General features: G+C 72.4%; 23 protein-coding genes. 10 read left to right on the top strand and 13 right to left on the bottom strand.

Annotated elements, in window-relative coordinates:
* Positions 1-58: 58 nt before the first annotated feature.
* Positions 59-883, top strand: a complete 825-nt coding sequence (locus tag FHU30_RS21155; RefSeq protein ID WP_253878875.1) for a helix-turn-helix domain-containing protein — start codon at positions 59-61, stop codon at positions 881-883.
* Positions 884-1,038: 155 nt separating this feature from the next.
* Complete coding sequence (locus tag FHU30_RS21150) at positions 1,039-3,363, top strand: ATP-binding cassette domain-containing protein (RefSeq protein ID WP_253878873.1); 2,325 nt, start codon at positions 1,039-1,041, stop codon at positions 3,361-3,363.
* Positions 3,364-3,366: 3 nt separating this feature from the next.
* Here FHU30_RS21150 and FHU30_RS21145 read toward each other — a convergent pair whose 3' ends face one another.
* From FHU30_RS21145 to FHU30_RS21125, 5 genes are all read right to left on the bottom strand, one after another.
* The gene (locus tag FHU30_RS21145) at positions 3,367-4,020 is read right to left on the bottom strand and encodes a DUF1345 domain-containing protein (protein WP_253878183.1); all 654 of its coding nucleotides are present in this window, start codon (positions 4,018-4,020) and stop codon (positions 3,367-3,369) included.
* A gap of 152 nt (positions 4,021-4,172) precedes the next feature.
* Entirely contained in the window at positions 4,173-5,006 is an 834-nt protein-coding gene (locus FHU30_RS21140) for a DUF899 family protein (RefSeq protein ID WP_253878182.1), read from the bottom strand.
* Positions 4,972-6,084 (bottom strand): MFS transporter, encoded by a 1,113-nt coding sequence (locus tag FHU30_RS21135; protein WP_253878181.1) that lies wholly within the window; start codon positions 6,082-6,084, stop codon positions 4,972-4,974. Before FHU30_RS21135 ends, FHU30_RS21140 begins: the two co-directional genes overlap by 35 nt.
* A gap of 61 nt (positions 6,085-6,145) precedes the next feature.
* Entirely contained in the window at positions 6,146-6,622 is a 477-nt protein-coding gene (locus FHU30_RS21130) for an ArsR/SmtB family transcription factor (protein ID WP_253878180.1), read from the bottom strand.
* Between the two features lie 9 nt (positions 6,623-6,631).
* Positions 6,632-7,075, bottom strand: a complete 444-nt coding sequence (locus FHU30_RS21125) for an SRPBCC domain-containing protein (protein ID WP_253878179.1) — start codon at positions 7,073-7,075, stop codon at positions 6,632-6,634.
* 204 nt (positions 7,076-7,279) lie between these two features.
* On the opposite strand from FHU30_RS21125, the gene FHU30_RS21120 reads away from it, so the two are divergent.
* On the top strand, positions 7,280-8,455 hold the full coding sequence (locus FHU30_RS21120) for a LysR family transcriptional regulator (protein WP_253878177.1): 1,176 nt from the start codon (positions 7,280-7,282) through the stop codon (positions 8,453-8,455).
* Between the two features lie 11 nt (positions 8,456-8,466).
* On the opposite strand, the gene FHU30_RS21115 is transcribed toward FHU30_RS21120, so the two are convergent.
* The 4 genes from FHU30_RS21115 to FHU30_RS21100 form a co-directional block, all read right to left on the bottom strand.
* The gene (locus tag FHU30_RS21115) at positions 8,467-9,294 is read right to left on the bottom strand and encodes a hypothetical protein (protein ID WP_253878175.1); all 828 of its coding nucleotides are present in this window, start codon (positions 9,292-9,294) and stop codon (positions 8,467-8,469) included.
* Positions 9,291-9,887 carry a papain-like cysteine protease family protein gene (locus FHU30_RS21110; RefSeq protein ID WP_253878173.1) on the bottom strand — a complete coding sequence of 199 codons (597 nt, stop codon included), beginning with the start codon at positions 9,885-9,887 and terminating at the stop codon, positions 9,291-9,293. The genes FHU30_RS21115 and FHU30_RS21110 overlap by 4 nt, the downstream gene beginning before the upstream one ends.
* 230 nt (positions 9,888-10,117) lie before the next feature.
* The gene (locus FHU30_RS21105) at positions 10,118-10,489 is read right to left on the bottom strand and encodes a DUF742 domain-containing protein (RefSeq protein WP_253878171.1); all 372 of its coding nucleotides are present in this window, start codon (positions 10,487-10,489) and stop codon (positions 10,118-10,120) included.
* Positions 10,490-10,500: 11 nt separating this feature from the next.
* Positions 10,501-10,923 (bottom strand): roadblock/LC7 domain-containing protein, encoded by a 423-nt coding sequence (locus tag FHU30_RS21100; protein ID WP_253878169.1) that lies wholly within the window; start codon positions 10,921-10,923, stop codon positions 10,501-10,503.
* 295 nt (positions 10,924-11,218) lie between these two features.
* Here FHU30_RS21100 and FHU30_RS21095 point away from each other — a divergent pair, with 295 nt between their 5' ends.
* Positions 11,219-11,725, top strand: a complete 507-nt coding sequence (locus FHU30_RS21095; RefSeq protein ID WP_253878167.1) for a CGNR zinc finger domain-containing protein — start codon at positions 11,219-11,221, stop codon at positions 11,723-11,725.
* 27 nt (positions 11,726-11,752) lie between these two features.
* On the opposite strand, the gene FHU30_RS21090 is transcribed toward FHU30_RS21095, so the two are convergent.
* Both FHU30_RS21090 and FHU30_RS21085 read right to left on the bottom strand, forming a co-directional pair.
* A complete protein-coding gene (locus FHU30_RS21090) occupies positions 11,753-12,475 on the bottom strand; it encodes a hypothetical protein (protein WP_253878166.1) in 723 nt (240 codons plus the stop codon).
* A gap of 175 nt (positions 12,476-12,650) precedes the next feature.
* The gene (locus FHU30_RS21085; RefSeq protein ID WP_253878165.1) at positions 12,651-13,031 is read right to left on the bottom strand and encodes a DUF5997 family protein; all 381 of its coding nucleotides are present in this window, start codon (positions 13,029-13,031) and stop codon (positions 12,651-12,653) included.
* Positions 13,032-13,086: 55 nt separating this feature from the next.
* Between FHU30_RS21085 and FHU30_RS21080 the strand changes: the two genes are divergently transcribed.
* The 4 genes from FHU30_RS21080 (at position 13,087) to FHU30_RS47155 (ending at position 16,856) form a co-directional block, all read left to right on the top strand.
* Positions 13,087-13,824 carry a LysR family substrate-binding domain-containing protein gene (locus tag FHU30_RS21080; protein WP_253878164.1) on the top strand — a complete coding sequence of 246 codons (738 nt, stop codon included), beginning with the start codon at positions 13,087-13,089 and terminating at the stop codon, positions 13,822-13,824.
* Positions 13,825-13,863: 39 nt separating this feature from the next.
* Positions 13,864-14,460 (top strand): TetR/AcrR family transcriptional regulator, encoded by a 597-nt coding sequence (locus tag FHU30_RS21075; protein WP_253878163.1) that lies wholly within the window; start codon positions 13,864-13,866, stop codon positions 14,458-14,460.
* Positions 14,461-14,603: 143 nt separating this feature from the next.
* Positions 14,604-15,302: an NADPH-dependent F420 reductase gene (locus FHU30_RS21070; protein WP_253878162.1), complete on the top strand. Its 699-nt coding sequence runs from the start codon at positions 14,604-14,606 to the stop codon at positions 15,300-15,302.
* A gap of 150 nt (positions 15,303-15,452) precedes the next feature.
* Positions 15,453-16,856 carry a carboxypeptidase regulatory-like domain-containing protein gene (locus FHU30_RS47155; RefSeq protein WP_253878161.1) on the top strand — a complete coding sequence of 468 codons (1,404 nt, stop codon included), beginning with the start codon at positions 15,453-15,455 and terminating at the stop codon, positions 16,854-16,856.
* Positions 16,857-16,870: 14 nt separating this feature from the next.
* Here the strand turns inward: FHU30_RS47155 and FHU30_RS21060 are convergent, their stop codons facing one another.
* Positions 16,871-17,497, bottom strand: a complete 627-nt coding sequence (locus tag FHU30_RS21060; RefSeq protein ID WP_253878160.1) for a TetR/AcrR family transcriptional regulator — start codon at positions 17,495-17,497, stop codon at positions 16,871-16,873.
* A gap of 169 nt (positions 17,498-17,666) precedes the next feature.
* Between FHU30_RS21060 and FHU30_RS21055 the strand changes: the two genes are divergently transcribed.
* The gene (locus FHU30_RS21055) at positions 17,667-18,605 is read left to right on the top strand and encodes an esterase/lipase family protein (RefSeq protein WP_253878159.1); all 939 of its coding nucleotides are present in this window, start codon (positions 17,667-17,669) and stop codon (positions 18,603-18,605) included.
* Between the two features lie 136 nt (positions 18,606-18,741).
* Positions 18,742-19,245: a hypothetical protein gene (locus FHU30_RS21050; protein ID WP_253878157.1), complete on the top strand. Its 504-nt coding sequence runs from the start codon at positions 18,742-18,744 to the stop codon at positions 19,243-19,245.
* 32 nt (positions 19,246-19,277) lie between these two features.
* Here the strand turns inward: FHU30_RS21050 and FHU30_RS21045 are convergent, their stop codons facing one another.
* On the bottom strand, positions 19,278-21,611 hold the full coding sequence (locus tag FHU30_RS21045) for a LuxR C-terminal-related transcriptional regulator (RefSeq protein WP_253878156.1): 2,334 nt from the start codon (positions 21,609-21,611) through the stop codon (positions 19,278-19,280).
* Positions 21,612-21,666: the final 55 nt, after the last annotated feature.

Genomic DNA, 21,666 nt, shown 5'->3' with positions numbered 1-21,666 from the left:
TTCGGTTGTTCGTCCGGTGCCGGGACGTCCGGGAGGTCACGATGGGGACGTGGCGAGGATGGCTAGCGAGGAGCCCAGCATTCTGGCGAAGCTGCTGGGGTCGATGTTGCGGACGGCCCGGGAGGTCTGCGAGTTCTCCTATGACGAGGCCGCGGTTCGGGCCGGGTGCGAGGTGGACTGGCTGATCCGGATGGAGACCGGCTTCGCGCTCGTCGGTCCCGAGCAGGTCGAGCGGCTGCTGGAGCGGTACGGCGTCCGGTCGGCGAAGACCGCCGAGGTGATGATCGACCTGGCCCGGCGGCTGGCGGAGCCGCCGCCGTGGCTGGCGCGGCACCTGGGGCGGCTGCGGCCGCGGAACCGGGACGTGCTGCTGGTGGAGGCCGAGTCGACGCTCATCCAGACCTACGGGGTGATGCTGATCCCCGACCTGGCGCAGTGCGAGGAGTACTTCCGCTGGGTGTTCCCCGAGCTGGAGCCGGACCGGGACGTGGACGAGGGCTGGCACCTGCTGTCGAGCCGCCAGAACCACCGTCCGACCGGGGGGACGCGGCGGCTGGAAGTGATCATCCACGAGCGGGCCCTGACCGACTTCGGCAGGGGGACCGACGCGATGTCGGCGCAGGTCAGGCACCTGCTGGAACTGTCCGAGGCCGAGGACGCCAGCGTGCGGCTCGTCCCGCAGGACGTCCCCTTCTGCGAGGACATGGCCTACCCCTTCGACGTCTGCACCTTCGCCGGGACGGACCGGCTCAGCGTCAGCCACCTGCCCGTCCTGGGCATGGAGATCGCCCCCGCCGACCTGTCCGACATCTGGACGTGGATCGCCGGCCGCGCCGCCACCCCCGAGGAATCCCGCACGATCCTCCAGCCCATGCTCCACTGACCACGCCTCCAGCCCATGCTCCGGTGATCACCGCCTCCGGGCGACCCTGGAGCGTTCCCGCGGCCGGCGTCCCGGGACAATGGAGATCCGCGGCCCGGCGGACGGGCCGGGGCCCGCCCGGGGGACGGCGGGCGCGTTCGGGGGAGGCGATCGTCCTGGAAGACGACGGGTTCATCCAGGTCACCGGGGCGCGGGTGCACAATCTGCGGAACGTGGACGTCCGGTTGCCGCGCGGGAGGCTGGTGGCGTTCACCGGCGTGTCGGGGTCGGGGAAGTCGTCGCTGGCGTTCGGGACGGTGTTCGCCGAGGCGCAGCACCGGTTCCTGGAGTCGGTCGCGCCGTACGCGCGGCGCCTGCTGCAGCAGCTGCCGGTGCCGGAGGTGGACGAGATCACCGGCCTGCCGCCCGCGGTCGCGCTGGCGCAGCGCCGGTCGGTGCCGTCCGGCCGCTCGACGGTCGGGACGCTCAGCCGGATCTCCAACTCGCTGCGGCTGCTGATGTCCCGCGCCGGAACCTATCCGGACGGCGCCGAGATCCTGTACTCGGACGCCTTCTCCCCGAACACGATCATCGGGGCGTGCCCGCAGTGCGAGGGCCAGGGCGTCATCCACGAGGTCACCGAGGAATCGCTCGTCCCGGACCCGTCGCTCAGCATCGACGAGGGGGCGATCGCGTCCTGGCCGCGGGCGTGGCAGGGCAAGAACCTCCGCGACATCCTGCGCACGCTCGGGTACGACATCCACCGGCCCTGGCGCGAGCTGCCCGAGCAGGACCGCGAGTGGATCCTGTTCACCGAGGACGAGCCGGTCGTCACCGTCGACCCGGTCCGCGAGCCCGGCCGGATCCAGCGGACGTACCAGGGCAAGTACACCAGCGCGGCCCGGCTGCTGCGCAAGGCGTACGCGACGTCGGCCAGCCAGCGGACGCGCGACCGCGCCGAAGAGTTCATGGAGACGCTGACCTGCCCGCTGTGCGGGGGGCGGAAGCTGGCCCCCGAGGCGCTCGCGGTCACCTTCGCGGGCCTCGACATCGTCGAGCTGTCCCGGATGCCGATGCGGGCGCTCGGCGCGCTGATGGAGAAGTACCGGGACGATTCGGGCCCGGTCGGCCCGCTCGCCGGCGACGTCGCCACCCGCGTCGCGGCGCTGGTGGAGCTGGGGCTCGGGTACCTGAGCCTCGACCGCGCCGCGCCGACGCTGTCCAGCGGCGAGCTCCAGCGGATCCGGCTCGCGACCCAGCTCGGGTCCGGCCTGTTCGGCGTCGTCTACGTGCTGGACGAGCCGTCCGCCGGCCTGCACGCGGCCGACTCGGCGTCGCTCTCGCGCATCCTGCGGCGGCTGCGCGACTCCGGCAACACGGTCTGCCTGGTCGAGCACGATCTGGACGTCGTCCGCGAGGCCGACTGGGTGGTCGACGTCGGCCCGGAGGCGGGCACCCGCGGCGGGGAGATCCTCTACAGCGGGCCCGTGGACGGGCTCCGCGACGTTCCGGACTCGTTCACGCGGCGGTACCTGTTCGACCGGATCGTCCCGGAACATCGCGGTCACGAGGCGTCCGGACGGCTGGAACTGCGCGGCCTCGCGCGCAACAACCTGCGGGACCTCGACCTGGACGTCCCGCTCGGCGTGTTCGTCGCGATCACCGGCGTGTCCGGTTCGGGCAAGTCCAGCCTGCTGGAGGAGATCGGCGAGGCCGCGCCCGGACGGGTCGTCCAGGTGGACCAGCAGCCGATCGGACGCACGCCGCGTTCCAACCTGGCCACCTACACCGGCCTGTTCGACACCGTCCGGAAGCTCTTCGCCGGAACCGAGGGCGCGCGCGAACGCGGTTACGGCGCGACCCGCTTCTCCTTCAACGTCCCGGGCGGACGCTGCGAGACCTGCGAGGGCGAGGGCCACGTCTCGGTGGAACTGCTGTTCCTGCCGAGCACCTACACGCTCTGCCCCGACTGCCACGGCGCGCGCTACAACCCCGAGACCCTGGAGGTGACCTACCGCGACCTGTCCATCGCGGACGTCCTGGGCCTGACCGTGGACGAGGCCGCGGGCTTCTTCGCCGACGTGCCGGCCGTGCTGCGGGCCCTCACCACGCTCCAGGACGTCGGCCTCGGCTACCTGGGGCTCGGGCAGCCCGCGACCGAGCTGTCCGGCGGCGAGGCGCAGCGCATCAAGCTCGCGTCCGAGCTGCAGCGGCGCCGCCTGCACGACACGTTCTACCTGCTGGACGAGCCGTCCACCGGCCTGCACCCGCACGACACCGACCTGCTCATGGCCCGCCTGCACGACCTGGTGGACGGCGGTGCCACCGTCGTCGTGGTCGAGCACGACCTCCGCGTCGTCGCGGGCGCCGACCACGTGATCGACCTCGGTCCGGGCGGTGGCACCGACGGCGGACGGATCGTCGCGTCAGGCCCGCCCGCCACCATCGCGTCCGCCCCCGACAGCCGGACCGGTGAGTACCTGCGGCCCCTGCTGCAGTGATGGTCAGCTTGAGGCGAGGCTCGCTACGAGGTTGATGGTCCCGGCGAGGATGACCGTCCCGAAGACGTAGGACAGCAGCGTGTGCCGCAGCACCACGGACCGGATCTCCGTGGTGGACACGTTGGTGTCCGAGACCTGGTAGGTCATGCCCAGGTCGTAGCTGAAGTACAGGAAGTCCTGGTATCGGGGCAGCTCGTCGTTGTTGAAGTCGATCCCGCCGATGGGGTCGCGGTAGTACATGTGGGCGTAGCGGACGGTGTACATCAGGTGCAGCATCGCCCAGCTCAGGAAGATCCCGACCAGGGCCAGCGCCGCCGCGGGCGCCTGCTCGTCCTTGCGGTGCAGGCTCAGCACCACGATGATCATGACAAGGCAGACCACCGCCTGCGTCACGATGACCGTCTCCTCGACCAGCGGCCGGAAGTCCTCCCGGCGCGCGTCCGCCTGCGTGCGCTCCGGCGTCATCGGCCAGATCCGCGAGGCGCTGACGACGTCGAAGAGCCCGGTCATCGCCACGATCCCGGTCAGCAGGCCCATCGGCAGGCTGACCGTCCACGCCACCAGCGCGAACACCAGGACCCCGACCGTGATCGAGACCGTCCAGTGGCTCAGCGCGGACCTGCGGCGGCCCGGCGTCACCGCCACCGCCACCGCCACCGCCGCGATGCCGCATCAGTCCCGCCGCAGGCGGCGGACGGTCCGGACGGCGCGGAGACCACGGCCACCTCCTCGGACGTTCTGCTGGTCACCGGACAAATAGCCGCCACGCTCTCGGGCCATGCCCAACGCGCCGCCCGGAGAGCGCAAAATCAGTGACAGTGGGACGGCCGTCCGGACGGCCCGGAACCGGTATCGCCGAGGTCGTCGGAGTGCCCGGCCTGGATGCGCGGCCATTGCGAGACGGGCCGTCCTCCCGGCCACTTCGACACCGGACGCCAGTCAGGCGAGCCGGTCTCGGTGCGCGTATTGCTCCGGTCCTGCGGACGGCCCGGGGGAGTGTCCTCCCACGCCTCCTGGCGCCCGTAGGCGGTGAGGTCCATCAGGGCGTAGTTGTTGTCCAGCACTTCGACGCCGCGCCGGTTCGTCCAGTAGGTCTCGAAAACGCGGTCGCCGTCGCGCAGGTAGCACACCAGATGGAACAGCCCGTGTTGGCGGTCGCCTAGAAGCCGTTCCAGGGACTCTTGTGCCGAGTACCAGGGCATGTCCCAGCCCATGAAATCGCGGTAGCGCAGGCTCGCCCTATAGGACGCTTCCGGGTCGCCGCCGCTGTCGATGGTGTTCCGTCCCTGGGAGAAGACCGCGAAGGTGATGTCGCGCGAATGCAGCGGAGCCAGCTGGGCGACCTGGCCGGTGTAGAACGTGCAGCCTTCGCACTGCTCGGACGCGGGACGCCCCGGGCTCCACATGAAGTAGTAGGCGATGAGCTGCTCGCGCCCTTCGAACGCGTCCAGCAAGGTGACCGAACCGTCGGGCCCGATCAGCTCGATACCGGCGTCCACCTCGACCATCGGCAAGCGCCGACGCTCAGCGGCGATCGCATCGCCTTCCCGGGTATGCGCCTTCTCCCGCGTGCGCAACTGGTCGACCCGCTCCTGGAAGGTCGCGCGGTCAACGACTGGCGGCTTGGCGGTGTGGTTGCTCATGACTTCTCCTTTCCCTTTGGGGACGCAGCATGGTCCAGACGAGCGCGACGCTCGCGAGGCTGATCGCCACGTCGGCGAGCAGCGCGAGATGGATGCCGGAGAGTTCGGCGGACCGGGTCGCGGCGATGGCGCTCAGGACCGGGATGCCCAGAGTCAGGCCGATCTGCTGCGTCATCGAGGTGAGGCCGGTGGCGAGGCCCTGGTCCTCGTCGGGGAGTCCGGACGTCGCGGTCACGGTGAACGCCACGATGGCGGGCACATGGCCGAGGAACCCGATGAACAGCGCGGGAACCAGGATCCGCGGCGCCACCAGCGGCGCGGACGAGCGGCGTTCGACCAGCCAGAACAGGACGAGCAGCAGCGCCCCCGCGACCGCCGCCTGCGGGCTCTTCTCGATGACCGCGTACACGACCGCCAGCAGGCCGCCGCTGACCGTGACCGCGCCGGGCAGGTCCAGCCGCACCCGGTCGGACACCCGCGACTCGGCGATGAGGAACGGCGTGGCCGCCATGATGGCGACGGCCACCGGGAGGTTGAGCAGGAACGCGGCCCGCCAGCTGAACAGGCCCACCAGGGTCCCGCCCGCGAGGGCGCCGACGGTGAAGCCGCCCGACAGCAGCGCGCCGTTGAGACCGAGGACGCGGTCCCGCCGGATGCCTTCAGCGAAGGTCGTGGTCAGCAGGGACAGCGCCGTTGGCAGCGTCATCGCGGTCGCGAAGCCTTGGAGCACCCGGCCCGCGAGCAGCGGTCCGGGGCTGGTGGCCAGGCCGCCGAGCAGCGACCCCGCCACCAGCACCACCATGCCGGCTAGGAGCATCCTGCGGCGTCCGAACAGGTCCGCCAACCGGCCGCACACCAGGGTGAAGCCCGCCGCGGGCAGGACGAACGCGGTGTTGACCCAGGGCAGCTGCGTCACGTCCAGGCCGACGCCGGAGCCGATCCGGGGCAGCGCGACGTTCAGGATCGAGAAGTCCACCGACAGCATGAACCCCGCGCCCAGGAGCACGAGCAGGATCGCCCGTTCCCTTGGCGTGAATTGTGCAGCGGACGTTGCGGGGGACGTCGCAACAGCCGACATGAGAAGTCTCCTTTCCGCGAAGCAGGGACGACCGGCCCCAGGGCCCGTCCGGCTGTTCGGGCTACTCCGCCGGGCCAGGGCGCTCGGCGTGCTCGGCCGCTTCTGCGAGGCGTTTGATCCGGGCCAGGCGGCGGTCCCATTCGGAGGCGAGCGCGGCCATCCAGCGGGCCGTGGTGTCCAGGGCCTCGGGGCCGACCGAGTACCGGACCTCGCGTCCGGCCCGGACGCCCTGGACGAGCCCGGCGGCGTCCAGCACCGCGAGGTGCTTGACGACGGCCTGGCGCGAGATCGGCAGGCCCTCGGCGAGGGTCGTCGCGGTGGCCTGGCCGTGCGCGGCGAGCAGGTCAAGCAACCGGCGCCGCGTCGGATCGGCCAGCGCGTTCAGAACGCCGTCGACGACATCGGCGACGGGCTCGGCGGCAGGCTTGGCGACGGGCTCGGGTTCAGTGCCGAGATCCGCGCCGCCGCCGGACGGGCCGGACGGGCCGGACGGGCCGGTGGAACCGGCGGCGCCGGTTCGGCTGGAGGGTTCGTCCATCTCGGAGGGTCATGCGTCCTGGGCGGCGCGGGTGGCGAGCGCGGGCAGGCACTGCTCCCAGCCCGCGGTGTGGTCCTTGACGATGTTGCGGCGGTTGTCGTCCGAGGTCGGCAGCGTGGCGAGCCCGGACTCCACCACCCGCAGCCGGGTGCCCCCGCCCTCGGGCGCGAGGGTGAACTCGACGAGCGTGGAGATCTCCTCGCGGAAGTCCTCGCCGGGGAACGCGCTCACCCAGCGGTAGGCCACGTAGTGCGGCGGGTCGATCTTCTCCACGCGCATCGGGAAGTCGCCGTGCTCGGAGTGCCGCGCCACCAGCGACTGGCCCTCGGTGACCGTCCGGCCGCGGACGCCCTCCTCGTCGGTCGCCCAGAAGCCGGGCTCGTTGACCAGCGCCCAGACCCGCTCCGGCGGCGCCGCGATCAGGACCTCGCGCTCGATGCGGTCGTCGTTCATGGGAAGGCTCCTTCGGATCGCCCTTAACGTGCAACTCCAAGGTTGCACATGGGTGAGCCGAAGTGCAACCCATCGGTTGCGCCTGGAAGGGCTCGGAAAGCTCCACAGGCCGTGCGGGCCCGGGATTGGGGGATTTCGGAATCTTTGTCGCGGAGTTAGCATCTGGGCACCGTCGGGGCCGGGCGACGCTGTGAGGAGCGACGCGTGGAACTGGGCCCGCACCACCTCCGGATGATCGACGCGATCGCGTCGGCGGGGAGCATCACCAAGGCGGCGGCGCGGCTCGGCCTGACGCAGCCCGCGGTGAGCACGATGCTGCGCCGGCTGGAGGCCAACCTGGGCGTCCGGCTGTTCGAGCGGTCGCCGGAGGGCGTGCGGCCGACGCCGGTCGGTGCCGAGGTCGTGGCGCGGGCGCGCGCCGCGCTCGCGTGCATCGACGACCTGAACGCCTCGCTCGGCAAGGGGCAGGGGGCGAGCCCGAAGGTCCTGCGCGTCGGGATCCAGGCGTGCCCGGCGCTGACGCTCCTCGGGGACGACCTGGGAACGCTGGCCCCCGCGCTGAACCTGCGCGTCGATCCCGGCGCGGGACGCATCCCGCCGCTGCTCGCGTCCGGCGGGCTCGACCTGGGGCTCTTCCAGGAACCGCTCGGTCGCGCGGACCCGCCGCCGCGCGATGTGGAGCGGTTCGTCCTGGTGGAGAAGGAGCCGCTGTTCGTCGGGCTGTCCTCGGCGAGCCCGCTGGCGCGCCGCGACACCCTCGACCTCGCCGAGCTGGACGACCTGGACTGGATCGACGACCCGCTCGACGACGGCCCGTGGCCCGCCTACTTCCGGGCGGCGTGCGCCGCGGCCGGGTTCCAGCCGCGGGTGCGGTACTGGTCCACCGACTGGCAGATCGCGGCGTCGCTGATCAGGTCCGGACGCGCGATCGGGGTGTACCAGCCGACGGCCGGCCCGCGCGAGGGCGTGGTGTTCCGCCGCCTCGCGGGGGACCCGCTGGGGCAGCGGCTCGTCCTGATGTGGCGTCCCGAGGCGGGCGCGGCGGCGCAGCGGTTGCTGGACACGCTGGGTGAGGCTTACCTGCGGCTCGTCCGGGCGCACTCGCTGTACGCCGAGTGGTGGGACGCGCACCCCGAGGCCCACCCCGCCCTCCCGTTCACGGCGAGCCCGTCGGCGGGCGGCGCAGGCGCGTCAGCCGGAAGCGCGGGCGCGCCAGCGGGCGGCGCGGGCGCGTCAGCCGGAAGCGCGGGCGCGCCAGCGGGCGGCGCGGGCGCGTCGGCCGGGAGCGCGGGCGCGTCTGCGGGGAGTGCGGGCGGGGCCGCGGGGGCGAGCGGATCCCCGGACGGGGTCGTCGTCCGTCCGGGGATCCGCCCACCGTGAGGGCCGTTCGCTCAGGAACGCCGCGTCCGCCGCCGGAGGACCAGCGCGGACCCGGCCGCCAGCACCAGCCCGCAGCCGCCCAGAGCCGTGAACGCGAGCACGGAGCCGTTGTCCCGATGAGCAGGCGGCACCCCGGTCGACGGCTGGAAGCCGCCGAGCTTGCCCTCGCGCACGTAAGCCGAACCGGGCAGCTTGTCCCCGTATCGCGTGTGCACGAGCTTCTGGTAGGCGGCGACCGAAACACCGCTCTTACCGACCGACGTCAGCGCCTCCTTGTCGAGCCCGGTCACCTTGCCCTTGTCGAGCCGGTACCAGGCGTGGATCTGCGGCTCGGTGAAGACCGTCCCCGTGCCGGACGACGTGTAGGTGGTCTCCTCGGTGCCGGACGTGATGCTGAGGACGCGCCAGCCGTGCGCCCCCTTGGTCAGCCACACGCTCGCCTGCTGCCCGGACGCCGATCGCGCCGGGACGGCCAGGTAGGCGAAGGTCGCGACCGGAGCACCCGCCGTGCCGCGCACGAACGCGGCGTTCAGCGTGTACACCGGCCGGGCCGTCCCGGTGATCTGGGGCGCCTTGGCCTTGGCGGCGGCCGCGTCCGCGGACTTGGTGATGAGCTTCCCGGCACCGCGCTGGTCGAGATGGACGAAGAACGACGCGAGCCGGTCGTGCGTCGCCTGCCCGGCCGCCACCTTCTGCGCGGCGGCGAGGTCGGCGGGCGTCGGGTCGGCACTGGGCGCGGCGAGCGCCGGGCCGCCGCCGAGGACGAGGGAGGCCCATGCGGCCGCCGCAGCGGTTCCGAGCCCGGCGCGCGCCGTCGTCGAGTTCAGTCGCCTGGTCATCGCGGTGAACCTCCTCCGGACTCACCGGACAGTGCCTCGGCCCAGCTGAACTCGTAGTTCTGGATGTAGTCCTGGTATCCCATCTCGCTGTAGCGCGGGCTCGACGGCCACGGGTCGCCGTACGCGACGGTCTCGCTGGACGCGTCGTAGCCGTAGATGACCTGGGAATGCCCGCCGCCGCTCGTCCAGTAGATGCCGGTCTGGATCGGGCGCTGGGCGTCGATCTCCGAGGCGACGTCCTCGAAGCTCAGCGCGCCGGTGACCTGGCCGGGCGACATGCCGAGCTGCTGGAAGGCGGCCTGGTCGTCCTGCAGTTCGCCGGGTTCGTTCGGGCAGTACGAACCCTGCGGGTAGCCGTGCGCGATGGCGCAGAAGTCGTTCTGGCTGATGTCGCCCTTACCGAAGAACTGGGCGATGGTGAGGCCGCTGGCGACCCAGCACCACTGGTCCTGCTCCTGCACCTGCTGGTCGATGGTGAGGTCGCCCGCCGAGGCGGCCCGCGGCATGACCGCGGCGGCGGCGACCACGCCCAGGATCCCGCAGGCGATCCGCCTCCGCGCGGAAGCCCTGCCGGACCGGGTACGCGTTCTCATCCGGTTCCTGCCTGTCTCCCGGCGTTCGGGGTGACGCCCGGGGCGGGGGAGTCCCAGTCCCCGCCGGCGCCGGGGGAGACCGGGCGGGGACTCGCGCACCAGGGCGTTGGTTCCCCTCGACAGTCACAGCCCGGACATCCCGGCGGTAATGCCAACAGGTCATAAACCGGAGCGATACCCCCGCCCCGGGACGGCGCTGTCACGCCTGCGACCTGCGGGGGCGGAGGTCGTCAGAGCGCGCGGAGGCCGTCGAGGACCTTCTGCATGAGCGGGACGTCAGGCACGGGCGAGGGATGCCACCCGTTCCGGTAGAGCATGTAGTGCTGCTGGATGAGGTCGGCCAGCAGGACCTTGACGACGCGCAGCGGCAGCCGGACGCCCGCCGCGGCCTCCGCCACCGACAGCGGACGCTCGCAGGCCCACAGCAGCCGCGCCGACTCGGTGTCGACCCGTCCGGCGTTCACCTTCGGCCTGATCGCGACGACGAGCGTGACGAGGTCCAGCTCGATGCCGCCGGTGCGGGTCCGTCCGCCGGTCAGGGAGTACGGCCGGGCGACCGGTCCCGCCTCCTCGTCGAACCACCAGCGCTGCTCCCCGTCCATCGCGGCCCCGTTCAGGACGTCCCGGCGGTGGCGCCGTGCGGCGGGCGCGGGCGGCTGGACAGGTGCGGCCCGGCCTGCCGGACGACGCTGTTCATCTCGTACGCGACGAGGCCGAGGTCGGCGTCCTCGTCCGCGATCAGTGCCAGGCACGCGCGCGCCCCGGCCTCGCTGATCAGGACGTAGGCGTGCTCCAGCTCCACCACGGTCTGCCGGACTCCGCCGAGGCCGAAGTGGCGCCCGGCGCCGAGCGACAGGCTCCGGTACGCCGAGCCGAGCGCGGACAGGTGCTCGGCGTCGGCCCGCGTCAGCCCGGCCGAACCCGCCATGAGCAGCCCGTCGGAGGAGAGCAGCACCGCGTGCCGCGCCCCGGCCGTCCGGCGGACGAGGTCGTTCATCAGCCAGTCCAGGCCGGCGCCCTTGGCGGTCTCGGTCATCTCCCACTCGCCTTTCATGGGCGCGGCTGATACCACCAGCCGACCACGTCCCGCAGTGCGGTCGAGGTTACGACCGCGTAAAACCCCTCACAATCGGTAAATTTACGTAGGCCGCTCGGCACCGCGTCCCCGCCTACGACCGGGGTGGACCCAGATGAGGCAGTCGTGGCGGGTGTCCTGGGCCGGGTCGGGATGCGTCCAGGTCCAGGAACGGCATCGGGGGCTCCTCGGGATGGCGGGGTTGGTGATCGTGGTCGTCCCGCCTACGATGGGACGACGGGAGGTAGGTGTTCAAATGGGTGATGTCGCCTACATAGGCAACGTGGCGAAACTCGCCGTCGAACTGGTCAACCAGGACGAGCCGAGCGAGCTGCGGGCGGCGTTCTTCGAGCAGCACCGCATCGCCGAGCCGGACGCCGGGACGCTGGCGGAGCTCCTCCCGCTCCTGCGCGACGCGGTCGCGACCACGGCGGACGGAGGTCCGGTCGAGCCCGTCAACCGGCTTCTGGAGAAGTACCCGCCCCTGATGTACGTGAGCACCCACGGCGGCGAAACGCACCTGCACTTCGCGCCGGACGGGGAGGAGCCCGCGTCCTGGCTCGGCCGCAGCTGCGCGGCGGCGCTCGCCCATGTGATCTGCGGCGATCCCCACGTGACCGTGGGGCGGTGCCAAGCGGACGGGTGCGAGCGCTTCTACGTGGACGACTCCCGCAACCACAGCCGGAGGTTCTGCTCCAACACGTGCGCCAGCCGGACGACCGTCGCCGCTTACCGAGCCCGCCGCAAGGCCGCCCGCGCATAGGCCGCTGGCGGCTGCGTCGTTTCGCGGTTAGGCGGACAGCTTTTCGAGGCCGGATTTCACCCAGGTGAGGTCGAGTTCGTCCGCCAAGCTCTGGGCGGTCTCGATGAGGGCGGCGCGTTCGGGATCGTCCTCGGGGAGTTCGCCGGCAAGCAGGAGTTGGGCTGCGGCGATCTGCGGACGCAGGCCCGCGGCGGCGCGCTGATGGAGCGAGCGTCGCAGCATGTGCAACCCCTCTTCGCGACCGCCTTCATCGATCACGTGCCAGGCCGTATGCCGGAGCACGATGGACTCAAGGATCGAGTCGCCCTCCCGGCGGGCGGCTTCGAGAGCCTTGGCGTAATGATCCTTCGTGGCGGCTTTGTCCTCGCGGATGTTGTCGACCAGCGCGCCCCAGTGGAACTCGGCCCAGCCGTGCGTCCTCGGATCGGCGGACGCGAGGCGGTATCCGGCCTCAGCGGTTTCGAAATCGTCCGGTCGCGGGTCCAGCTGGAAGTGCACGCGGGTGTAGGCGAGCCGGGCGGAGAGCATGCGGCCTCGCGGCGTTTCCGGATCGAGTGCCGCGATCGCCTCGGTCGCGGCGTCGAGGCCGTCCAGCTGGAACAGGAGGCGCTCGTAAAGGATCTCGGCCCTCAGCTCGCGCGCTTCGGCGTTCTCGTCCTCGTCCAGCAGCGCGGCGGCCTGCTCCCAGTGCCCGAGGACGTGGAGGTGGCGGGCGGCGTCGAGCGATGTGTAGGTGTCGTTCAGCAGCATGCCGCCTACGTTAGAAGTCGCGAATGTAGGCGGTCAAGTAGGTAACGCCGACTACATTCCTGGTCGGCGCGTCCTCCCGGGGGCCGGACAACGGGTCGGACAACAGAAAGCGGTGACCGTCGTGCGACGGTCACCGCTCAAAAAAGTCGGGCTCGGGCGCGCTGTGCGCCTGGGATCAGGCCTTGGCACGCTCCTTCAGGCGCTGGGCCTCCTTGCGGACCTCGGCCGCGGTGGCCTGCTCGCGCTGCAGCCACTCGGGGTTCTCGGCCTTCAGGGCCTCGATCTGGGCGGTGGTCAGCGGCCCGTCGATGCCGCCGCGGGCCAGGCCCGAGGTGGAGACGCGGAGCTTGGCGGCGACGACCTGCTTGGGGTGCGGGCCCTCGCGGCGCAGCTCGGCGAGCCAGGCCGGCGGGGCGGCCTGCAGCGCGTTCAGCTCGTCCCGGGAGACGACGCCCTCCTGGAACCCGGCGGGCGCTGCCGACAGCAGGATCCCCAGTTTCCGGGCCGCGGTCGCGGGCTTCATGGTCTGTGGGGTCTTCGTCTTGGACGTGCTCATGCCCCCAAGGGTAGCCAGCGCCAGAGGGCCGTCCGGACGCCGCTAGGCTGGGACGGTGACCGAGGGTGAATTCCGGTTGGCGTATGCGCCGGGGGTGACGCCCGCGAAATGGGCCAGGATCTGGGACGAGCGGGTGCGGGAGGTGCCGCTGCGCCTGATCCAGGTGCCCGCCGCCGAGGCCGTCCCACTGCTGCGGAACGGCGGCGCGGACGCCGCGTTCGTGCGGCTGCCGATCGACCGCGAGGCCCTCCACATGATCCCGCTGTACGTGGAGGCGACCGTCGTCGTGGTGCCGAAGGAGCACGCGGTGGCCGCGGCCGACGAGGTGAAGCTCGCCGACCTGGCCGACGAGGACGTGTTCGAGCCGCTGGACGACGTCCTGGAATGGGATGAACGGCCGGGAGAGCCCGCTTTCACCCGTCCCGCGACCACGGCGGCGGCGGTCGAGCTGGTGGCGTCGGACGCGGGCGTGCTGCTGGTCCCGCAGTCCTTGGCCCGCCTCCACCACCGCAAGGACCTCACCTACCGGCCCGTGACCGACGCACCCCAGTCCCAGGTCGGGCTGGCCTGGCTTGAGGACGCGACGACCGACCGCATGGAAGATCTGATCGGCATCGTCCGCGGCCGCACTCCCAACAGCTCGCGCGGCCGGACGTCCAGCGACGCCCCCGCCCGCCCGCCCAAGCAGCCCGCTGCCAAGCAGTCCGCCTCCAAGCAGTCCGCCTCCAAGCAGCAGTCCGCTCGCAAGAAGGCCCAGCCGAAGCGCGCCCCGGCCAAGCGCCGGCGCAAGTGATACCGAGGGACTCGGTTTCTAACTGCGTATCCTGGCGGGATGAGCGGTGACGCGAAGACGAGAAGCGCGGGACGGCCCAGGTCGGCGGAGAAGGACGCGGCGATCCTGCGGTCCGCGCTGGAGCTGCTCGCCTCCCACGGCTACACCCGGATGACCCTGGACCAGGTCGCGGCCGCCGCCGGTGTCAGCAAGTCGACGGTGTTCCTGCGCTGGAAGACCAAGGCGGACCTGCTGACCGCGGCCCTGGAGTCGGTGCGGATGATGGACGCGCCGCCGCTGACCGGGGACGTCCGGTCCGACCTGGTCGCGATCCTGGAGGACTTCGCGGCCACCGTCGAGCGCGTCCGGGGCATGGCCCTGATCGGCACCTGCCTGGTCGAGGAGGCGCACACGCCGGAGCTGCTGACGCTGCTGCGCGAGCGGACCGTCCTGCCGCGCCGGGCGCTCCTGCGCGGCGTCCTCGAACAGGCCCGGGACGCGGGCCGGGTGCGCGCCGACATGGACGCCGAGGCCGCCGTCTCCGCCCTGCTCGGCCCCTTCTACGCCGACTACATGGCCGGACGCGGCGGACGCCCCGGCTGGGCCGAGACCGCCGTCGACCTCGTCCTCGCCGCCCTCTCCCCGACCGCGAACTGACCCCCGCCCACCCGCCGCGCTGCCCCCTGCCGCCGAAGCGTGACCGTGCTCTCGCTCAACCCGCTTGTAATACCGAACGGCTCGGTTTAGTTTTAGCGCAGTGCCGGGGGAGGCCCGGCACCGCATCCTGAAGAGGACCCCTCATGCGCTACGCAGTACTCGGGACCGGCATCGTCGGCCGGACCATCGCCGCGAAGCTCGCCGCGCTCGGCCACGAGGTCGCCATCGGCACCCGCGACCCCGAGGCGACCCTGGCGCGCACCGGCCGCGACGCCATGGGCAACCCGCCGTTCGCCCAGTGGCAGGCGGAGCACCCGCAGGTGCGGCTCGCCACCTTCGCCGACGCGGTCTCCTCGTCCGACGCCGTCGTCAACGCGACCTCGGGCGCGGCCGCGCTCGACGCCCTCGGCCTGGCCGGGGCGGACAACCTGGACGGCAAGGTCGTGCTGGACATCGCCAACCCGCTGGACTTCTCCGGCGAGGGCCTGCCCGTCCTCGACCCGGTCAACACCGACAGCCTCGGCGAGCGGATCCAGGCCGCGTTCCCCGGCGCCCGGGTCGTCAAGACGCTGAACACCATGAACAGCGCGGTCATGGTCGACCCGGCGCGGGTCGCGGGCGAGCACGACGTGTTCGTCTCCGGCAACGACGCGGACGCCAAGAAGGCGGTTACCGAACTGCTCGTCTCGATCGGCTGGCCGGAGCGCAACATCATCGACCTCGGCGACATCACCACCGCCCGCGGTACCGAGATGCTGCTCCCGATCTGGCTGCGCCTGATGAACGCCGTCGGTCACACCGACTTCAACTTCCACATCCAGGGCGCCCGCCCCACCGCATGACCCCCAGCCGCCCCGAGCAGCCCGGGGGCAGGGCTGACCAGCGGCTTCGGGGTGGCGTCGGCGGTTTCGAGGTGATGCCCGCCGCGGGTGGCGGGCGGGTGAGCGGGGTAGGGGATCTCCCGGGGAAGATCATCCGGGGGAGGGGAGCCGGTGAGCGCAGAGGCGGCTGTCGGGGGCGGGGCGTGGCGGGACGCGGTGCACACCGCCAAGGTGCTGGTGGAGAGCCTGTGGTTCCCCGCGGTGTTCTTCGTCGGGTTCCTGATGTGCTACCTGCTGCCGTTCCACAACCCCACGCCTCGTGACGTGCCGCTGGCCGTGCCGGAACCGGCCGTCCAGGTGGTGCAGCGGGGTTTGCAGGGCAGCGTTCCGGGGTGGTTCTCGGTCCGGGGCGTCCCGGCCAGGCCGCAGGCGCTCGTGGGGGCGGTCCGCACCCGCGAGGTGGTGGCGGCCTACTGGCCCGACTCCGCCCGGCCGACGCTGTTCGTGGCCGGGGCGAACGGCGCGGAGATCGGCCTGGTGACCCAGCAGGTCTTCACCAAGGCCGCCGCGGCGCAAGGACGAGCGCTCACCGTGGTGGACGTCGCGCCGACCGCGCCGAAGGACGGCATGGGCACCAGCCTGTTCTACCTGGGCCTGGCGATGACGATCCCCGCCTATGTCACGGTCATGATGATGCTGCGGGCGGCGAGCTTCAGCCGGGCGCGCAAGGTCATCACCTACGTGGTGGTCGGGGCGCTCGCCTCGGTGATCGCCTTCTACGTCGCGCTCGCGATGGACTGCATCCCGAACCGTCCGCTGGCGATCCTGTTCATCTTCATGCTCAGCCAGGCGGTCGCGCTGACGGGGTACGGGCTGGTGCCGTTCGTCCGGCAGCTGTTCCCCGGAGTCGCGGTCACCATCTTCGTCCTGCTGGCGATCCCGTCGAGCGGCGGCGCGATTCCGATCTACATGGTGCCGCGGTTCTTCCACTGGCTGCATCCGGTGCTGCCGATCGGCAACCTCATCGATGCGCTGCGGTCGCACTTCTACTTCGACGACCACCGGCTCACCCGTCCGGTGGTGGTGCTGGCGAGCTGGATCGTCGCCGGGATCGTGCTCATCACGTCGGGCTGGCTGCTGGAGCGGCGCCGCATCGCCGCGTCCGAGGCCGAGACCGGCGCGCGGGTCACGGCGGCCGAGCTCGAATGCACCGTCGAGGACCCGTTCCTGGAGATGCCCGAACCGGCCGCCCTGCACGCCCACATGCACCGCATCGGCAGCTCCGACCCGCAGCTCTACGGACGCGTCGAGACGTCCGGTTCGCGGCGGCTGCCGGGCGTCCGGATCCTGGTGACCGCCGAGAACGGCGACCGCCTCGTGACCACCCGGACGGACGACCAGGGCGAGTACCGCATCACCGGACTGCCCGAAGGCACGCTGTACGTGGTCGCCGGCGGCGAGAAGCTGCTGCCCGCCATCGCCCGTACGGTCGTCCGCCCCGGGATCCTGACCCACCAGGACTTCCTCATCGAACCGGACGCGCCCGACCCGACTCAGGCTGCCGATCAGACCTGAGCTGAAGTGCGGCCCTAGCGCGTAGGCGCGCCGCAGGCTTCCCAGGCGGTGAGGAGCTGCTCGCGCAGGACGGGCCACGGCACGAGTGCCGATTCGGCGCCCTGCAGCTCGGCGAGGGCGGTGCCGCGCATGGTGGCCAGGCTCAACAGGACGGCATCGCGGAATCCCGTCCCGCGCGCGTACTCGGGCACGGCCCGCTCCGCAGCGGCGCACGCGAGGTCCGTGGCGGACAGCAGCATGTCAGTGGGCTGTCGGCCGATCGGCGCGAAGCGGGCGAGGGCGAGGATCTCGGTGACGGCGGGCCAGGCCGGCGCGTGGTGGATGCCCCACAGCAGGTCCAGCAGGCGGGCGGCGCGCTCGCGCGGCGGCAGCGTGAGGTCCGGTTCCTCGCGGGACGCCTCGATGAGGCCGCGGGCGATCCGCTCCAGGGCGGCGGCTACCAGCGCGGCCTTGGTGGGGAAGTGGTGCTGCTGCGCGCCCTGGCTGACCCCGGCGCGCTCGGCCACGCCGCGCGCGCTCGTCCCGGACCAGCCGTGCTCGATGAGGCTGGCGGTGCAGGCGTCCAGCAGGGCCGCGCGGGTGGCCTCGCTGCGCTCGGCCTGCGTGCGGCGCGGCGGTGCGGGCGCCGGGGATGTGCTCACGTCGGCCAACCTACCAACGCCTCCGCGGGGTGCGCGGAGCGCGGCAAGTCACCGACTTGGAAAGTTTGCAAGTCGGTGACTTGTGACTGGGAAAGTAAGGGGTTACCTTCAGGGAACGTGACGCCGGTCACTGCCGGCGCTCCCCACCCCCGTCCCCCCGGAGCCCCCCATGCCCCAGTCCCGAAGGACGTCCCTCCGCCGTGCGGTGATCGGCACCGCGACCGCGGCCACCCTGTCCGTGTCGGTGATGACGCCGGCCGAGGCCGCCGAGTACCCGGTCGGCCACCTGAGCCAGGCCGTCTCCAACTTCTTCTTCAGCCCCGGCCGGGTCGCGGGCGCCAACACGGGCGACTGCAGGCCGAGCGCCGCCCACCCGACGCCGGTGGTCCTCGTCCACGCCACCGGTGTCAACCTTGGGGCGAACTGGGTGACGGTCGCGCCGACGCTGGCCAACGCGGGCTACTGCGTCTACGCGTTCAACTACGGCATGACCGCGCTGTCGGCGGGACGGATCGGTGGCATGGGCGACATCCCGACCTCGGCGCGGACGCTCGCCGCGTTCGTCGACCAGGTCCGTGCCGCGACCGGCTCGGCGCAGGTCGACCTCGTCGGGCACTCCCAGGGCGGCATGATGCCGAACTACTACATCAAGCGGCTGGGCGGCGCCGCGAAGGTCCGCCGGTTCGTCGCGATCGCCCCGAGCAACCACGGCACCACGCTGTCCGGGCTGGTCGACCTCGGGACGAACCTCGGCGTGCTGGGCTTCACCAACTTCATGCTCACCCTCGCCGGCGCCCCCTCGCTCGTCCAGCAGCAGAGCTCGTCCGCGTTCATCAAGGGCCTCTTCGGTGACGGCGACACCGTCCCCGGCCCGCGCTACACCGTCATCGAGACCGTCAACGACCACGTCGTCACGCCGTACACGAACGCGTTCCTCAGCGGTCCGAACGTCCGCGACGTCACGATCCAGAAGCAGTGCCCGAACGACCCGGTCGGGCACATCGGCATGTTCGAGGACGGTCCGACCGTCCAGAACGTCGCCAACGCGCTCGGCCCGGACGACCCGAACTTCCAGCCCGAGTGCAGCGACTACGGAACCGCTCTCTAGTCACCCCGACGTCGCGACCTGCGCGGACGGCCCCTACCCGAGGCCGTTCGCGCTCGCGGCGGGCCGACTGACCGGATCCCTCTCGTCCGGCAGGTAGGCGTACGACTTGATTGCCGGAATGGTTACGATCTGGCGGATGGGGCAACGGCGCGCAAGGATCGCACTCGTTCTTCTCGTGGTCGCGGCCGTGCCGGCGCTCGCCGCCGCGTGGCTGCTCCCCTGGGCGCTGCGGACGACGGCGTCCGGCGGGCACGGCGGGAGGTTCACCGTCCAGCACTGCGGCATGGCGTCGCCGATCACGTGGCGCTGCACCGGGTCGTTCAGCGCCGCGGACGGCATGGCCTGCGAGGACGAACCGGGCTGCCCCACCTGGGACCCCGTCGTGCTGGACGACCCCGGGCGCCTGGACCCGGGCGCGAAGGTCTGGGCGACCAAGCCGATCGGGGACCGCGGCCGGACCGTGTCCCCCTGGGGCTGGCGCGAGCAGATGCTGATCCCGGGCGCCGTCGTCCTCGGCCTCGCCTGCTACCTCGCCGCTCTGGCGACCGCGGCATGGCGCAGGCTGCGGCCGCTCACCGCGACCGCGGCGGTGGCGAGCCTCGTGCTGCTCGTCCCGGTCGTCGCCTGGCTGCCGGCCTGACCGTCCGGCGGGTGGCCGTGAGCCGTCGGTGGTCAGCCGTCGGTGGTCAGGCGCCAGTGGTCGGAGCCCGGCGTCCAGGTCGCGATCTGGGTGCGCGAGGTGAGGTTCAGCCGGTTCAGGATCGCCTCGACATGGGCGTGGACGGTGGGCGCGGAGATGGCGAGGCTGTCCGCTATCTGGCGGTTCGTGAGCCCCTTGTTGACCAGGTCGGCCACCTGCCGCTGGCGCGCGGTGAGGGCCTGCCCGTCGCGCGGCGCGGGACGGCTCCGGGGTCTGGACGGCTCGTCCAGCGCGTCCGCGAGGGCCTCGTCGAGGGTGAGCGAGCGGCCGAGCGCGCGCGCCTCCGCGAAGGCGGCGTCGCCCAGCGAGGCGCGCAGGCGCTCCTCGCATTCGCGCCGCGACGCGGCGAGGACGGCCGATCCGGGATGCGGCAGGCCGAAGGTGGCGCGCAGCCGTTCGGAATGTCCGAGCAGGCGGGCGCCCTTCAGCGGGTCGCCGTCGTAGGACAGGGCGGTGGCCAGCAGCTCCAGGCACCCGGTGATCGCCGCGACGTCCCGGAAGGTCCGCTGGACGCAGAGCGCGTCGGCCGCGTGCCGGGCGGCGGCCTCCATGTCGCCGCTCTGCCGCATGGCCAGCGCGAGGACGAAGTCGGCGTGCGACCGCATCCACCGCTCGCCCGCCGCGTCGGACAGCTCGCGCGCCGCGGCCATCAGCTCGGTCGCCCGCCGCGGCCGGTCCTGAATGATCCAGCACGTGGCGAGCAGCACCTGCGTCGGCAGGACGGCCGGGTCGAGCGGCGCCTGCCCACCGTGCTGGAGCAGCGCCTGCTCCAGCAGTTCCGAAGCCGCCTGGAAGTCGTCGCCCAGCAGCGCCACGTGGCCTGAGCACTGGAGCCAGTACCCCAGCTGCGTCTCGTCTCCGGCGCGGTCCATGTGCTCGCGGCATTGCGCCAGGCGCGCGGTCGCGGCCCGCATGTCGCCTTGCAGCGTGGCGATCCAGGCCACCACCCACAGCGCCTTGATCCGCTCGCCGGTGGGCTCGTCCGGCGCGGCGTCCAGGGCCTGGTCGAGCCAGCGGCGGCCCGCCCCGATCTGCCCGCACGCCACCCACAGGAACCACAGCGACCCGGCCATCGCCAGGGCGAGCGACGCCTCGCCGGGCGCGGCGAGGCTGTAGTCGAACCCGTTGCGCAGGTTGGGCAGGTCGCGCCGGCACCGCTGCGCCCAGTGCTCCTGGTCCGGCCCCGACCAGGCCGCCTCGGCCGTCCAGGCCGCGCACAGGTACCAGTCGCGGTGCCGGCGGCGCAGCTCGGCGCTCTCCCCGAGCCGGTCCAGCCACTCGCCGCCGTAGGCGCGGATGCTCTCCAGCAGCCGGAACGAGGCGCCGAGGCCGGTGTCCTCGCGCACCACGACCGACTTGGCGACGAGCCGGTCCAGCGTCTCGACCACCTGGACGCGGTGCAACCGGTGGTCGCCGCAGACCTGCTCGGCGGCCTGGAGGTCGAAGTCCTGCCCGAACACCGACAGCCGCGCCCACAGCAGCTTCTCGTCCGGGTCGCACAGCTCGTGGCTCCAGCCGATCGCCGCGTGCAGCGTCCGGTGGTGCTCGCGCGGGCTGCGCCGCGCGGTGAGCACGGTGAACCGGCCGTCGTCGTCCAGCCGCTGCGCGATCTCGGGCAGCGGCATCGCCGCCAGCCTGCCCGCCGCGAGCTCGATCGCGAGCGGCAGCCCGTCCAGGACGGTGCAGACCCGGGTCACCAGCCGCCGGTTCTCCTCGGTCAGGACGAAGTCGGGCCGCATCGCCACCGCCCGGTCGGCGAACAGCTCCACCGCCTCGTGCTCGGAGACCCCGTCGCCGTCGCCGCGTCCGCCCACGGGCAGCGGCGCGATCACCAGGGCGTGCTCGCCGGACGCGCCCAGCAGCTCCCGGCTGGTCGCGAGGATCGTCAGGTCCCCGGCCGCGCCGAGCAGCGCCTCGGCGAGGACGGCGCAGTCGTCGAGCAGGTGCTCGCAGCCGTCCAGGACCAGCAGCGCCTTGCGCCCGGACAGGTAGCCGGCCACCGCCTCGACCGGCGACCGCGAGCCCCGCGCGGGGACGCCCAGCGCGACCGCCACGGCCGCGCCAAGAAGCTCGCCGTCGCGCACCGCCGCCACGTCCACCAGCCACACCCCGGCGGTGAAGGCGCGGGCCCCGGCGGAGGCGGTGCGCAGCGCGAGCCGGGTCTTGCCCACCCCGGCCACCCCGGTCAGCGTGACCAGCCGGGCCATCGACAGCAGCCGCCTGGCCTGCGCGACGTCGCGGCGCCGCCCGACGAAACCGTTCAGCTCCGCCGGAAGGTTCCCTCTGCGGGGCCGCGTCCTCGCCATGGCTGCGCTCCAAGCTTCCGATCGCCCCACGACGTGCCCCTCCAACCTACGCCGC

This window comes from Actinomadura rupiterrae (assembly GCF_024172125.1).
Classification (GTDB): Bacteria; Actinomycetota; Actinomycetes; order Streptosporangiales; family Streptosporangiaceae; genus Spirillospora; species Spirillospora rupiterrae.
The sequence above is the reverse complement of the archived record's forward strand: the minus strand, read 5'-3'. Positions and strand labels throughout refer to the sequence as shown.